Origin of the sequence: Microvirga sp. 2TAF3 (assembly GCF_052114965.1) — a bacterium.
GTDB lineage: Bacteria > Pseudomonadota > Alphaproteobacteria > Rhizobiales > Beijerinckiaceae > Microvirga.
In genome coordinates this window covers 96456-110224 of the sequence record NZ_JBFRFT010000011.1, presented here as the reverse complement: position 1 = coordinate 110224, position 13769 = coordinate 96456, and the positions used below count along the sequence as shown (strand labels likewise).

Sequence of the window (13769 nt, the reverse complement as noted above, 5' to 3'; positions counted from 1 at the left end):
GTGGGAATGGAGTCCGGTTCTCCATCCGATACCGCTCGACTCATCGAAGTACCGGTTGATCTTCGGAACCGCGATCGCTTCTGCGGATCATGCGCTTAAGGCATTGCGATCCGCCGGCCAGCCGAGGGACTGCTTTCCCGCGAATCCGATGTGCGCAGTGGACCGACCTGCTTTTCCGCCGAGGCCGGACGTTCCGCGGATTGGAAGAGCGCGCCGATGCTGCCCAGGACATCGTAGGAACGGCGCGACAAGGTGCCGGCCAGATAGGCCTGCGAGGCGGCAAGTATCTCGTCCGTCGCATTGCGGCCGTTGGAGGCGACCTTTGCGCCGTTTTCCGGCTCGAGGCCCTGGAGCGGACGGATCTCCAGGTTCTGGTGAGCGAGGGTCATCACCTGCTGCCACGTCATGGCGGGCAGGGTGCCGCCGGTCATGTTGTTCATGGCGCTGTGGTCATCGTTGCCGTACCAGACGCCGGCTACGAGATTTCCCGTGTAACCGACGAACCAGGCGTCGCGATAGGCATTGGTGGTGCCGGTCTTGCCGGCGGCGCGGATGCCTTCGAGGGCGGCGCGCTTGCCGGTGCCCTGCTCGACGACCTTGTTCAGCATGAAATTCATGGCGCCGACGACGCGCTGCTCCAGAACCGGCTGCGGCGGCGTGTCGGTGGCGCGGCGATAGATGACGTCGCCCTGGGAGTTGTGCACTTCCCAGGCCGAATAGGGAGGCGCCTTGCGCCCGCCATTGGCGAAGACCGCATAGGACGAAGCCATGTCGATGACGGTGACTTCCGCCGCGCCGATGGGCAGCGAGCTCGAATCCGTCAGGGGATGGGTCAGGCCCATCTTGCCGGCCATCTCGATGATCTTCGCACGGCCCGCCTTGGCGTTGCCCTTGCCAATCTGCAAGGACATCCAGACCGGGATCGAGTTGATGGACCGCGCCAGCGCGGAGACCATGGGCATGCTGCCGGAGAACGACCGGCCGTAATTCTGCGGGCACCAATTGCCCAGGCAGATCGGCTTGTCGACCACCTGCGAGGAGGGGGTGAGTTTCGGGTCCTCCGTCAGCGCCGTGGCATAGACGAAGGGCTTGAAGGAAGAGCCCGGCTGGCGCAGGGCATCGGTGGCGCGGTTGAACTGGCTCTGGCCGTAATCCCGTCCGCCGACCATCGCGCGCACCGCTCCGTCCACGTCCATGACGACGATGGCGCCCTGGTTGGCCTTGTACTCGCGGCCATGCTGGCGAAGCATGTTTTCCAGCGTCGCCTCGGCATGCGCTTGAAGGGAGGTATCGAGCGGGGTCTTCACCGTCAGAACCCGGTCGTCGCCGAACTTCCTGGCGGCGGCCAGTTGCTTCACCTGCTCGAAGGCCCAGTCGAGATAGAAATCGGGCGTCGTTTCGCGGCTGCGGGTGACCGGCGTCGCAGGGTTGCGCAGGGCCGTTTGAATCTGCCCCTCCGTCAGGAAGCCGGACTCGACCATGTTGTGCAGCACGTCGTTGGCGCGGGCACGCGCCGCCGGCAGGTTGATGTGAGGCGCATATTTCGTCGGCGCCTTGAACAGACCTGCGAGCATGGCGGCCTCGGCGAGCGTCACGTCCTTGGCCGACTTGCCGAAATAGTAATCCGCCGCGGCCACGACGCCGTGAGCGCCGCCGCCCATATAGGCGCGATCGAGATAAAGCTTGAGGATCTGATCCTTCGTCAGGTGGAATTCCAGCCAGACGGCCAGAAAGGCTTCCTTGATCTTACGCTCGAGCGAGCGCTCGTTGGTGAGGAAGAGGTTCTTCGCAAGCTGCTGCGTGATGGAGGAGCCGCCCTGCACCACGCCGCCGCCTTTAGCGTTAACGACAAGGGCGCGGGTCGTGCCGATGGGATCGATGCCCCAATGCTCGTAAAAGCGGCGGTCCTCCGTCGAGAGCGCCGCCTTGATGAGATAGTCGGGGAAATCCTCAAGCTTGTAGGAATCGTCGAGCCGGAGGCCGCGCCGCCCTACCTCGTGCCCGTAACGGTCGAGGAAGGTGACGGCGAGGTCCTGGGTCTTGAGCCAGTCCTCCTCCGTTTCCCGGAAAGCTGGCAGCGCCAAGGCAAGCATCGCTACCCCGCCGACGAGGCCCAAGGTTGTCGCTTCGCTGGTCAGGTCGAGAAGAACCCGGGGTGCGCCACGAAACCGCAGGCACTTCACCTTGTCCGAATAGATTTCCCAGCCTCGCGCCAATCCGCGGCCCGTCTGGTAAAGGGTGGTGTTGAGCCAGGCATCGAAGGCGAGGGCCGCGCGCTTGATCCTTGTCGTCAGGGGGGTAGGGTTTTGCGGGCGCACGGGGAGTCCTTCGGGGCAGGTCAGGTGGACCTGTTGTGGCGTTTTGTTCCTCGAGATACCGGGGAGAGCTTTCGCCGTCCGGGCTCTTTCACTAACAACTCACGAAGAGGCTTGACGGTTCATCCGGTTTCGTCGCTTCACGGAGTAAAATCGTAGGCCGACATATCCCATCTCCTTCAAAGCGCCGTAAAGAAAGGATTGAGACCTTCCGTATGGATACCACAGCTCTCGTCACACCAAAGCCTGAAGATTTACCCTTTTGGCGAGTAAAATCTCTGGATGTCATGACCTCCGAGGAATGGGAGAGCCTGTGCGACGGGTGCGGGCGCTGTTGCCTCGTCAAGCTCGAGGACGAGGATACGGGCGAGGTTCTCTATACAGATGTGGGCTGTACCCTCCTCGACGATCAGACCTGCCGCTGCCGCGACTACCCGAACCGGCAGGCCAAGGTGCCCGATTGCGTGCGCCTGACCCCGAGTGCCGTGCGCACCCTGTCCTGGCTGCCGGAGACCTGCGCCTACCGGCTGATTGCCGAGGGTAAGGATCTCTACTGGTGGCATCACCTCGTTTCGGGAGATCCCGAGACCGTCCATGCCGCCGGGATCTCGGTGCGCGACCGGGTGGCAGGGCCGGAGGAGGATTTTACCCTTCGCGAACTTCTGGAGCGCATCACTGATTGGCCCTACGGCGAAGGGTCGGATCAGGAATAATTATCTATGAATTCTATCTTCGCACCTGCGTGAAAAGGTGTGTCTTCCGGCTTTTGTTCAAACAAATTGTCAAAGATGACAATGGTTTGTTCAAGTTGTTGCGCTGCACGATTGACTTCTGGAAGGGGATGGGCAAGGTTATGGGTCTGACCAAGGTAGTGGAGGCTACGACAATGACTCCGCCGAAGAAGTGTTAGTAAAGATCTACCTGAGCGCGATAGTGTATCTGCTATCGTTGGGTGGTAAAAAGTAAAACACAACTTGCATTATATTGCCGGATGATTCCGGAAACTTGTTGGCGCATGAGGATGCTGCCACTCAAGGGGTTTACTCGTGAGGGTAAACCCCTTTTGTCGTGCGCGGGTCGTTCTCTCCTGCCTAGAGGCTGCCGATTTGGAAATGTCTCCTCGGCGCTTCAGAACGTCTTCCGCGAGAGAGGGGCCGGCCCTTTCTAAAAATGCCGAAAAACAAGACTTTGAAAGAGTTCTATGCCCCGGTCGGCCGGCAATGCCTGAAGTATCGGCCCAAAGTGGACGCACTTTTCCGCATGATGCGCTAAGCCCTCACGTCTTTGGGCTTGGTTTCTCCCGGGATCGGCGTGCTCTCGCCCAAGGTTTCGCGCACGTAGAGTTTCTTGACCAGGACATAGGCCACGACCACCAGAGGGAAGCCCAGCATCAGGCCGATGGTGCCGAAAAGAATGCCGCCCACGACGATGCCGAACAGGGCGAGGGCAGGCGGAATGCTGACCATTCTCCTTTCCACCAGCGGGAAAATGACGTTGCCTTCGAGTTGCTGGATGATGAAGGCAGCAATTATTGTCCAGATCACCGTTTCGCCCCCTAAGGTGAAGGAAATCAGCACGGCTGGCAGAGCCCCGAGGATAGGGCCCAGGAACGGGATGAATTCCAGCAGGCTGGCGATCAGGCCGAGCGCATAGGGTGAAGGCAGGCCGATCAGCCAGAATGCGAAGGTCGAAAGAATACCGACGCAGATCATGGCGATGAGTTGCGAGATCAGCCACAGCTTCAGGGCCTCGCCCGATGCTACAAGGGTACTTTCGACACGCCGGTGTTGGCGGATGGGAAAGAGTTTGACGAAGCCGTCGAAATAGATGCGGGGCGACGCCGCGATATAAAGCCCGGCGATGATGACGAGAACGAAGTCGGTCAGTCCGCTCAGGATCGTTCCGCCGATGCCGGCAATGCGCAGCGCAAGGCCGCTGCTCGGCACCTCGCTCAGCATTTTGGACAGATCGTCGGAAATCGCTCCGATACCAAGCTTCTGGCCGAAGGCATCGATGGCCACGGGGAGCTGCTCGGCCACGTTGTTCAATTGCGTCCTGATATTGGCGCCGAAGAACACCGCCAATCCAATGAACAGCACGAGAATGGTCAGGCTGGCCGTGACGAGGCTCCATCGCGACGGAATGTTGAGATAGCGGACGAGAACGTCGGCGAAAGCATGCAGGATGATCGCGACGAGGATCGAGCCGAAGGCCAGGAGCAGCACGTCAGAAAGCTGCCACAGGAAGAGGATGAGAACGACCAGCCCGATCAGGATCAGGCTCTTGCGGAGAAATTCCGTGTCGCTGATCCGTTCCATGTCCGGAGATTGCTGGTCGCTCATCGCTTTTACCCTGTCACTCGCTCTGACAATCGAAACGGCGAAGCTCGGTTCCGTCCGGCACCTGTAAGGCGATTATGTCGCAAGGCCGCGGAAAGTTCTCTCGCCATTCGGTCTGGCAGGGGATGCCCATCGGCAAGTCATCTGGTGCAATGCAGCAGGAACTGAAATTTTTCTAAGGAGTTGTTAAGCACAGGAGGGATTTGAAATGACGTCCGGTATCGTCTGTTTCTTGCTCGGAACTGTCTTTCCACTTGCCCTGGTGGGGTGGCTTATTATTCAAAATTGAGTTTTTATGATCGATGTGCGGTTACTTTAAGTAATTCGCTGAAAATTTTTTGTGCCGGATCGACCCCTGAATGGATCGGAAGGGCCCGGGCGCCAATCCCAGGTCTAGCGCATCGTGCGGAAAAGTGGACCGGTTTTCCGGCCCGAACGATGCGCTAGCCTGCCGATTGCGGCATGCGCCGGAGCAATTCTTCGCGTAGTGCGCGGGGCAGTTCGATTCCGGTGAGGCGCCAGGTGGTGCCGCTCAGGCGCCAGGTCAGCCTGAACTGCTTGTCCTTCGATAGATCCGGCGGCAACGGCATGGAAATGCTTCTGAACCCCTGCGATTCTGAGAGGATGAAGAGTCTCCAGGCTTTGCGGAGCGTGTCGAGATCGAGCGACCCGAAGCCGTATGACAGGGGATTTGATGTCGCAGCATTGGCCGCTCCAGCCGCGGCCTGGGTCCAGCCGTCCTCCAGGAGATCGATCATCGCCTGCGGCGTGACGAGTTGTTCCACAAAGGGATCAAGGGCCACGGCTCCCGCATTGGCCGCCACATTGCTGTCGAGGCCGCCGAAGCTCTGCTCCCCAGACGAGGTCTTCAGGAAATCGCCGACGATCTGGCGCGAGAAAGAGGTGCGCAATGCGCGGAAATTCACGCGGCTCTCGATCCGCGCCATGTCTCGGGTCTGCACCGCCTTGGCAAGTTCGTAGAGGGCCACGAAGGGCGACACGAGGAAGATCAGCAAGGCCACGAAGAGCAGGAAGCTCACGCGAAGGGTCCAAACCATGATGTCGGAGTTTCCTTGATCGTGTCCTGATACCTGATACCTGACGAAATCCTGTGCAAGCTGAAGCGAAGGGCTGTTCGCGCTGATGATAGGGCTGCGTCGCCAATAAAAAAGGGCGGTCCGGAGACCGCCCTTTCTTCAGGGTTTCGCGAGACCTCAGCCGCGGGCGCGGGCGCGGATCATGAAAGTGTCGTAGGCGTATTCGGCCACTTGGAACCAGAGATATTCCTCGTTGCGGAAGCCGCGGACGCTCTCGTAGATCTTCTTGAAGTCCGGGTTCTTCGCCGACACTTCGTCATAGACCTCGTTGGAGGCCTTGTAGGCGGCTTCGAGGATTTCCTGCGAGAAGGGGCGCAGCTGCGTGCCGGCGCCGAGCAGGCGGCGCAGGGCGGCCGGGTTGCGGGCGTCGTACTTCGCCAGCATGTCCGAATTGGCGTAGCCGGCGGCGGCCGTCAGGATGGCCTGATAAGCCTTCGGCAGTTCCTTCCACTTCGCCTGATTGATGAAGAGATGGATGGAGGGGCCGCCTTCCCAGAAGCCGGGATAATAGTAATAGGGCGCGACCTTCGCGAAGCCGAGCTTCTCGTCGTCGTAGGGGCCGACCCACTCGGCGGCGTCGATGGTGCCGCGCTCGAGGGCCGGGTAGATGTCGCCGCCGGGGATCTGCTGCGGCACGGCGCCGAGTTTCGCCATGACCATGCCGGCCAGACCCGCAATGCGCATCTTGAGGCCCTTCAGGTCGTCGACGGTCTTGATCTCCTTGCGGAACCAGCCGCCCATCTGCACGCCGGTATTGCCGGCAGGCATGCCATACATGTTGTGCTTGGCGTAGAACTCGTTGAGCAGATCGTTGCCCGTGCCGTGATAGAGCCACGCATTCATCTGGCGGGCATTGAGGCCGAAGGGCAGGGCCGTGCCGATGGCGAAGGTCGGGTCCTTGCCGAAATAGTAGTAGGAGCAGGTATGGCCCATCTCGATGGTGCCGTTGCCGACCGCATCCGCCACCTGAGGCGTACCGACGATTTCGCCCGCCGCGAAAGGCTGGATCTGGAATTTGCCATCCGTCGCCTCATTCACGAACTTGGCGATGACTTCCGCCCCGCCATAGATCGTGTCGAGCGACTTCGGAAAGCCGGATTGCAGACGCCACTTCAATTCCGGCATCGACTGCGCAATGGCCGGTGCGGCAACCGCCGTCGAGGCGGCGCCGATCGTTGCGGCTTGCAAAAACTGACGACGTTTCATCGTTCTCATTCCTCCCTGGAATCGTGACTCTGTCACTTGGATGGTATTGACAACGAAACCCCACTTCGTCGCAAGTCGGATTCCGGGCCCTATCGACGAATGGCTGAGACGGGGCTTTATCCTTTTCCGGCATTAGGGCCATGGCTTTGTTCCCATGGCCCTATTCATGAGCATTCTGCCCGGAGCATTTTCAGCAAAAGTGGACACCGGTTTTGCGGCTGAAAATGCGCCTTTTCAAAAAAATAGAGCCTCTTTCAGGAACCGGAGTTCATGAAATAGGCTCTAGGAAAGCGGCACATCGATGGTGCAGACGACGCCAGCCGGCTCGTAGGCCAGCCGTACGGATCCGTTCAGCTCGCGGGACAACCCACCTTCGATGAGCCGGGAGCCGAAGCCTTTGCGCGTGGGCGGCTTGACGGGCGGGCCGCCGCGCTCCTCCCAGCGCATGGTAAGACGGTTCCCGGCACAGTCCTCTGCAACCGACCAGGCAATGCAGATGCATCCGCCGGCGACACTCAGGGCGCCGTACTTGAGCGCATTGGTGCAAAGCTCGTGCAAGGCCATCGACAGGCTCAGCGCCATGGAGGGCGCGATACGCAAATCAGGACCTTCGGTTTCGAGAATGTTGCCGTTGTCTTGTTCCCTGCGATAGGGCGCGAAGGCCTGGTCGACGATTTCGGCAAGGCGGGCGCCTTCCCAGTTTTCGCGCGTGAGCGCGTCATGGCCGCGCGCCAGGGCGAAGAGGCGGGCCTCGAAGGCATGGCGGGCTTTGGCCAGCGCGCCGTCCGCATCCGTGCCGGTTTTGGAAAAGCTTTGCGCCGCAAGGGACTGGACCGTGGCGAGCGTGTTCTTGACCCGGTGATTCAGCTCGTTGACGAGCAGGTGCAGATGCTCTTCCGCCCGCTTGTGGTCGGTAATGTCGATCTGGGTCCCGTCCCATACGCGGGTGCCGTTGGCCAGCCGGCGCGGCGTAACGACGATGCGATGCCAGCGGATTTCTCCGGTCCTGGCATGACGCATCTCGATTTCGAGATCGAAGGGCTTTTCCTCCCGATGGGCCTCGATTTCCTTCTCGAACATTTGCGCGCGATATTTTGGAAGCACAAGCTCGTAAAGCAGGCCCGGATTGACGCGCACATCCTCGGCTGGGACTCCGGTCAAGTGCTCGCAGGTTTGGGACATGTAGATGAGGCGCCGGATCTCATGATCTGCGTCGTCCGTCATCTGGTAGACCATGCCGAGTGGCATGTTGTCCGCAAGGGCCCTGAGGCGGGCCTGGCTCTCGCGCATCTCCTCCTCGGCGCGGCGGCGCTCCGTCCAGTCGCGAAAGCTCACGCCGAGACCGCCATTGTAGGGGAAGATATGAAACTCGAGGTAGTGGCCGGGCGCACTGACCGCTTCCGCCTCGAACGAGGCCGGTTCGCCGGACGCGAAGACTTGCTCATAACGCTGGCGCAGCTCGGTTCCGGCTGACCAGGGAAAGACGTCCCAGATCACCCGCCCAAGCATGTCCTGATGCGGAATGCCGTAATAAGCCTCGGCTGTCCGGTTGATATAGGTGAAGCGCCATTCCCTATCGAGCGCGTAAAAGGAATCGCCGATCCCTTCGAGAAGGACGGAAAGCCGCTCTTCGACTCCTGCATCGATGGCGCGTGCGACTTCGTTCTGCAAAGCAGCCCGTGCGGCTTCTCCCGCATTTTTGTCTGAAGCCGAATCCGTCAGACCGTTGATTAGCTGCTGTAGCTCAGAGGTTGGGACGCGGTCGAGCTGATGTACGTTCATGCATCATAATTTAATTACGTTGCATTTGGAACGCAATGCGGCCATACTGATTCAAGACGAGAGCGGTTTAGGCCGCGATCTCCCGAACGCAGGGCTGCTGTCGATGCCGAACGTGCGTAAGGAATGGGATCAGTTGAAGGCTTCGGCCGCGCAAACGAGCGCGAAGAGAGCGATCACGCCTCCGAGCTCCGCTACGCTGCGGAGTACAGCTGTAGGATCGCCTGAAAAATAGGCGAGAGCACCTACACCAAGCGCAACAACACTAGCCCAGGTAAGCATGGGCTGTCTCCCCAACGGTATCCTTGATCCGGCCGATAAACGACCAATACCAAAACAAGTTCCTAACGTCGAAAGTTTTTTTTGATGAAAAGGGTACATTCGTGCGGAGAAACGCCACTTTATCTGGGTGTGGCAAGCGCCCTTGCCGTTCTCCCCCGCAGGATACCATGCGCCCTTTGATCTCCATGCTGGTGCAGGATCTGCCAGCACCCGACAGCGCTACCCTCGCGGAGGCGCGACAGCCTCCTGCGACCCGAGAGCGGCATGACCGTTTTCTGCAGGACATCGGTGCATTTCACGGGATCGAATACCGGCCGCCATCGCATCCGCTCGCGTGGCCCGGCCGCCTGAGGCTTGCGGCGTTCAACGCGGAGCGGCTGAAATATCGCGAGGCCGCGCGGGCCTTGCTCGATCGGGCAGGCGCACATGTCGCCTTGTTCAGCGAGGTCGATCTGGGCATGGCGCGCTCCGGCAACGGACATCCCTTGCGCGAGCTGATCGGCGCTGCCGGAGAGGGCTATGTTTATGGCGTCGAATTCGTGGAACTCGATCTCGGAGATGCCCGCGAGATGCGCGAACATGCGGGCGAGCACAATGCACGCGGCTTCCACGGCAACGCCATCGTCACGAAACTCGCCCTGGCGGAGCCGCGCCTGATCCCGCTGGAGGAAAGCGGCTTCTGGTTTCCCGGCCGCGATGGCGCGCAGCGCCGGGTTGGCGGGCGCATGGCGCTGGCTGCGCGGGTCGCCGATGCACCGCGCCCTCTGTGGCTCGTAAGCGCCCATTTGGAAAGCAAGACCGACGCGGCCGACCGGCAGGCTCAGATCCAGACGCTCCTCCGCGCGCTCGACAAGCTGGCGCCGGATGCGGCCTGCATCATCGGCGGCGATTTCAACACCAAGGATCTGCCGCATGGCGGGGAGGAGCAGCAGGTCTGGCTCGAGGCGCCGGAGCGATACGAGCCGCTCTTCGACGATCTGCGCGGGGCCGGTTTCGAATGGGTGGCCGCAAATGTAGCGGCGCCCACCCAGCGCACGGGACCCTCGCACAAGCCGGAGCCACCCTTCGGCAAGCTCGACTGGATCGTGGTGCGCGGCATGAAGGCCGAGAGGCCTCAGGTCCTGGCTGCTCTGGACGGGCAGGGAAGACCGATTTCCGACCACGACATGATTACAGTCGATCTCAGTTTCTAAGGGCTGTTCTGCGGCGAGCGGAGCGTGGAAAAAGATCTGGAATGTAATTTTATTTGACACTACTTATTTATGTAGCTATATATTTATATAGTATCCTTTGAGGGATTATCCCTCTGAGGTATTTGTTCGTTTAATATTTGCGCTTCGTTCCCGATATGATCGCAATTACATGAAACTTTATCCAGAAGAGGAATGTTTTATGGAACATAAAGTGAACGTAAATCCATTCTTCCTTCGGCCGCTTTAACCTGTCCGGTTTGTCTTCCGACATCTGCAGGATTTTCCTGCCTTGGCGTCTCTAGAGCATCGTGCGCAAACGTGGCCCCGGTTTTGCGGCCACGCGATGCTCTCACCAAAAGAGAAAGCATCGGATGATTCTAAAAGTGGAAGCCACTTTCAGGTCCGAGGCTTTAACCGGGAAGGGGGCGCTGTCTGCTCCGTCCCACGATCCTGAGATGAAAGCCTCAGCCTATTCTGCCATGGCCTGTGCCTGCTCCGGGACAGGACGGTGGACTTGCCGCGCATACGCCCGATAGTCTCCCTCGCGAAGAGAGGAGATCTTCATGGGCCTGCTCGTCTGGCGATTCTTGGCGCTCGTCATCAGCGCGCTCAGCCTCGGACCGTCTTTCGCCCATGCGCTTGAGGCTCTGCCGCGCCTGACCGTGTGGTCGCCTGAGCTCTGGCGCGAGGCGACGGTCTTCAACGGACAATTCCAGCTTTTCGGTATCCTCGGCGGGCCACTCGATGGCGGAGCGATTCTCGTCGCGGGCATCCTGGCCTATTGGGTGCGCAAGGACCGTCCAGACTTTGGTTCGCGCTGATGGGCGCGCTTCTCTTTGCTACGAGCCTTTTCATCTGGCTGGGCGTGGTGGCCACTTGGCAGCCGGGGCCGATTCCGGAAGATTTCTTCGAACTCCGCAATCGCTGGGAATTCGGCCATATCATCATCGCGACTATCAAGCTGGCAGGCTATATGGCGATCGTTCTCTCCATCCTGCTGTCGCGTCTGCGTGCTCTGCGAAACCCGTAGCGACTCGCCGGTTTCCGGGTTCGAGCGAGTCATGCATTCGTGACGAAAGTGAAGCGCCGCAAGGCTTCGATGTGCTGCGGATGCACGCCTTATACATCCGGCTTGACAGCGGCGCGCTCTTAGGGTACAAAACAAGAACACTGACGAAGTGTGAGTGACGATGACCTCCCGTCGTCCCTGTCAGATGATCACCGCTCCGGCTTGCGCCTGGGCGGTTTTTTTTATTGGTTCTCGCATGACTCTGATGATTGAAATCCCCGCTGAAATGAAAGAGCGGGCCTATGATTACTACGTGCATCATCGGTCGATTTCGTTGAGCGCCATCGCCACCTTTCTTGGCGTGAGCCGCACCACGTTCGTTCGGCTGCGGCAGGCGTGGAACTGGCCGCCCCGAAAGGAGACCATTGCGAGCGCTGGGCCGGACGCGCAGGCGAAGGAGAAAAAATCGGCGGACGAATTCTCCGCTGCCTCCACGCGCTCCGTCCCAGGCCGCTCCAACCTGCGCGAGGCGGCGATGTCCCTGGTGCAGGTGACGCGCTCGCGCATCGATGCCCTCGTGAAGGAGCAGAATTCGAAGCGCCCGATGGATCACGACAAAGCGGCCCGCACGCTCGCGTCTTTCGCCAAGACGCTGACGACCGCGCAGGCGCTTTTGGAACAGGAAAGTACAAGGCTCGATGCAACCGAGCACGACGAAACCCCGCCTCGCTCCATCCATGAACTCCGCGACGAGCTTGCTCGTCACCTTGAGCGGATTGTGGCGGAGGAAGAGGCTCAAGGAAGCGACTGCCTCCTGGTCTGAGGCCGAATTCGAAAGGGCCCTGCGCCATTGGCCATTGCTCTGCCGCACCGAGCAGCGGCCGCCTGGCGTCGCCCGCAGCCGCGATCCCTGGACCACCTGGCTCATGTTGGGCGGACGCGGCGCGGGCAAGACCCGCTCGGGCGCTGAATGGGTGCGCGGCATCGCGCTCGGCGATCCCGACTTTTCCGATAAGCCCCTCGGCCGCATCGCGCTGATCGGCGAGACCTTTGCCGATGTGCGCAACGTGATGGTGGAAGGGCCTGCCGGAATTCTCGCCGTTCACGCGCGTTCCGAGCGCCCCACATGGTCGCCGTCCTTGCGCAAGCTCGAATGGCCGAATGGCGCGGTGGCGCAGGTCTTCTCGGCGGAAGATCCGGATTCCTTACGCGGCCCGCAATTCGAGGCCGCCTGGGCGGACGAACTCGCCAAGTGGCGGCACGTGGAGGAGACCTGGGACATGCTGCAATTCGGCCTGCGCCTCGGCGCGCATCCGCGCCAGATGGTAACGACGACGCCGCGCCCGATCCCGCTTCTGAAGCGCTTCCTCGCCGATCCGCTGGTGGCGGTGTCGCGGGCGAAGACCGCCGACAACGCGGCCAACCTCGCGCCTGTCTTTCTCGACACGGTGGTGGGGCGCTATGCCGGCACGCGGCTCGGGCGGCAGGAACTCGATGGTGAAATCATCGAGGACCGTCCCGACGCGCTGTGGACCCGCGACGTGATCGAGGCAAGCCGGATCGATGCGGCGCCGCCACTTGCTCGCATCGTCGTCGCCGTCGATCCGCCCGCCTCCTCGTCGAAACGCGCGGATGCCTGCGGGATCGTTGCCGCCGGGATCGACGATGGCGGCACGGCTTATGTGCTTGCGGACGAGACCGCCTCCGGCCTGAAGCCGCCCGCCTGGGCCGCAAAAGCCGTCGCGCTCTATCGCCGCCTGCAGGCGGATGCGCTCGTCGTCGAGACGAACCAGGGCGGCGAGATGGCGATGCAGGTCATCCGCGAGGTCGACGCTTCCGTGCCCGTCACGAGCGTGCGGGCGACGCGCGGAAAATACCTGCGCGCCGAGCCGGTCTCCGTGCTCTACACGCAGGGACGTGTGCGCCATGTGGGCGCGCTGCCCGAACTCGAGGACGAGCTCTGCGATTTCGGACCCGGCGGCCTGACCTCCGGCCGTTCCCCGGACCGCATGGATGCGCTGGTCTGGGCGCTCACGGAGCTGATGCTCCGCGAAAAGAAGGAGCCGCGGGTGCGGATGTTGTGATGCCCGCGGCCCGGATGCTCATCCCTGATCGAGCGACAATCGCCCCGGTCCGACGGCGGCGAGGATCAGGAAACCGCCGATCATGGACAGGTTCTTCATCGCCTGGATCTGGTTCAGGGCGCGTTCCTGATCGACCATGTTCCAGAAATCGTGGGCGAAGGGGATGGTGATGAGGGCGAAGAGCGCCAGAGCGAGGGCCGCCCAGCGCGTCCTGAAGCCGACGGCGACGACGAGGCCGAGCCCCAGCTCCACCACCGCGACGATCGGGGCGAGAAGCCATGACAAGGGCAGGCCCTTCGACGCGATATAGGCGGAGGTATCCCCGAGGGCGTAGAACTTGGTGGCACCGGAGATGATGAAAATCACGACCAGAAGAATGCGGCCGATCAACAGAAGTATGTCGCGCATGACATTCGATCTTTCTTTCGCGGGGCCCCACAGGAAGTTGTGATTTTATTTCCATGC

At 61.1% G+C, this 13769-nt stretch carries 12 protein-coding genes; 6 read left to right on the top strand and 6 right to left on the bottom strand.

Annotated features, from left to right (window positions below; all coding sequences use genetic code 11):
* Window positions 1–95: 95 nt before the first annotated feature.
* Window positions 96–2318, bottom strand: a complete 2223-nt coding sequence (locus AB4Y97_RS12885; RefSeq protein WP_441999439.1) for a transglycosylase domain-containing protein — start codon at window positions 2316–2318, stop codon at window positions 96–98.
* 212 nt (window positions 2319–2530) lie between these two features.
* On the opposite strand from AB4Y97_RS12885, the gene AB4Y97_RS12880 reads away from it, so the two are divergent.
* Window positions 2531–3028 carry a YcgN family cysteine cluster protein gene (locus AB4Y97_RS12880; RefSeq protein WP_441999438.1) on the top strand — a complete coding sequence of 166 codons (498 nt, stop codon included), beginning with the start codon at window positions 2531–2533 and terminating at the stop codon, window positions 3026–3028.
* Between the two features lie 555 nt (window positions 3029–3583).
* Here AB4Y97_RS12880 and AB4Y97_RS12875 read toward each other — a convergent pair.
* From AB4Y97_RS12875 to AB4Y97_RS12860, 4 genes are all read right to left on the bottom strand, one after another.
* Window positions 3584–4657, bottom strand: a complete 1074-nt coding sequence (locus AB4Y97_RS12875; RefSeq protein WP_441999437.1) for an AI-2E family transporter — start codon at window positions 4655–4657, stop codon at window positions 3584–3586.
* 440 nt (window positions 4658–5097) lie between these two features.
* On the bottom strand, window positions 5098–5712 hold the full coding sequence (locus AB4Y97_RS12870) for a DUF2939 domain-containing protein (RefSeq protein WP_441999436.1): 615 nt from the start codon (window positions 5710–5712) through the stop codon (window positions 5098–5100).
* Window positions 5713–5868: 156 nt separating this feature from the next.
* Entirely contained in the window at window positions 5869–6957 is a 1089-nt protein-coding gene (locus AB4Y97_RS12865; RefSeq protein ID WP_441999435.1) for a TRAP transporter substrate-binding protein, read from the bottom strand.
* Window positions 6958–7239: 282 nt separating this feature from the next.
* Window positions 7240–8628, bottom strand: a complete 1389-nt coding sequence (locus AB4Y97_RS12860) for a sensor histidine kinase (RefSeq protein ID WP_441999434.1) — start codon at window positions 8626–8628, stop codon at window positions 7240–7242.
* A 557-nt stretch (window positions 8629–9185) separates the two neighbouring features.
* On the opposite strand from AB4Y97_RS12860, the gene AB4Y97_RS12855 reads away from it, so the two are divergent.
* From AB4Y97_RS12855 to AB4Y97_RS12835, 5 genes are all read left to right on the top strand, one after another.
* Window positions 9186–10211: an endonuclease/exonuclease/phosphatase family protein gene (locus AB4Y97_RS12855; protein WP_441999433.1), complete on the top strand. Its 1026-nt coding sequence runs from the start codon at window positions 9186–9188 to the stop codon at window positions 10209–10211.
* Between the two features lie 563 nt (window positions 10212–10774).
* Window positions 10775–11032, top strand: a complete 258-nt coding sequence (locus tag AB4Y97_RS12850) for a hypothetical protein (protein WP_441999432.1) — start codon at window positions 10775–10777, stop codon at window positions 11030–11032.
* Window positions 11032–11241, top strand: coding sequence for a hypothetical protein (locus AB4Y97_RS12845; protein ID WP_441999431.1), 210 nt, complete (start codon window positions 11032–11034; stop codon window positions 11239–11241). The genes AB4Y97_RS12850 and AB4Y97_RS12845 overlap by 1 nt, the downstream gene beginning before the upstream one ends.
* Before the next feature lie 184 nt (window positions 11242–11425).
* On the top strand, window positions 11426–12043 hold the full coding sequence (locus AB4Y97_RS12840) for a hypothetical protein (RefSeq protein ID WP_441999430.1): 618 nt from the start codon (window positions 11426–11428) through the stop codon (window positions 12041–12043).
* Window positions 11958–13304 (top strand): DNA-packaging protein, encoded by a 1347-nt coding sequence (locus AB4Y97_RS12835; protein WP_441999429.1) that lies wholly within the window; start codon window positions 11958–11960, stop codon window positions 13302–13304. The genes AB4Y97_RS12840 and AB4Y97_RS12835 overlap by 86 nt, the downstream gene beginning before the upstream one ends.
* Before the next feature lie 18 nt (window positions 13305–13322).
* Here AB4Y97_RS12835 and AB4Y97_RS12830 read toward each other — a convergent pair whose 3' ends face one another.
* Window positions 13323–13745: a DoxX family protein gene (locus AB4Y97_RS12830; protein WP_441999483.1), complete on the bottom strand. Its 423-nt coding sequence runs from the start codon at window positions 13743–13745 to the stop codon at window positions 13323–13325.
* Window positions 13746–13769: the final 24 nt, after the last annotated feature.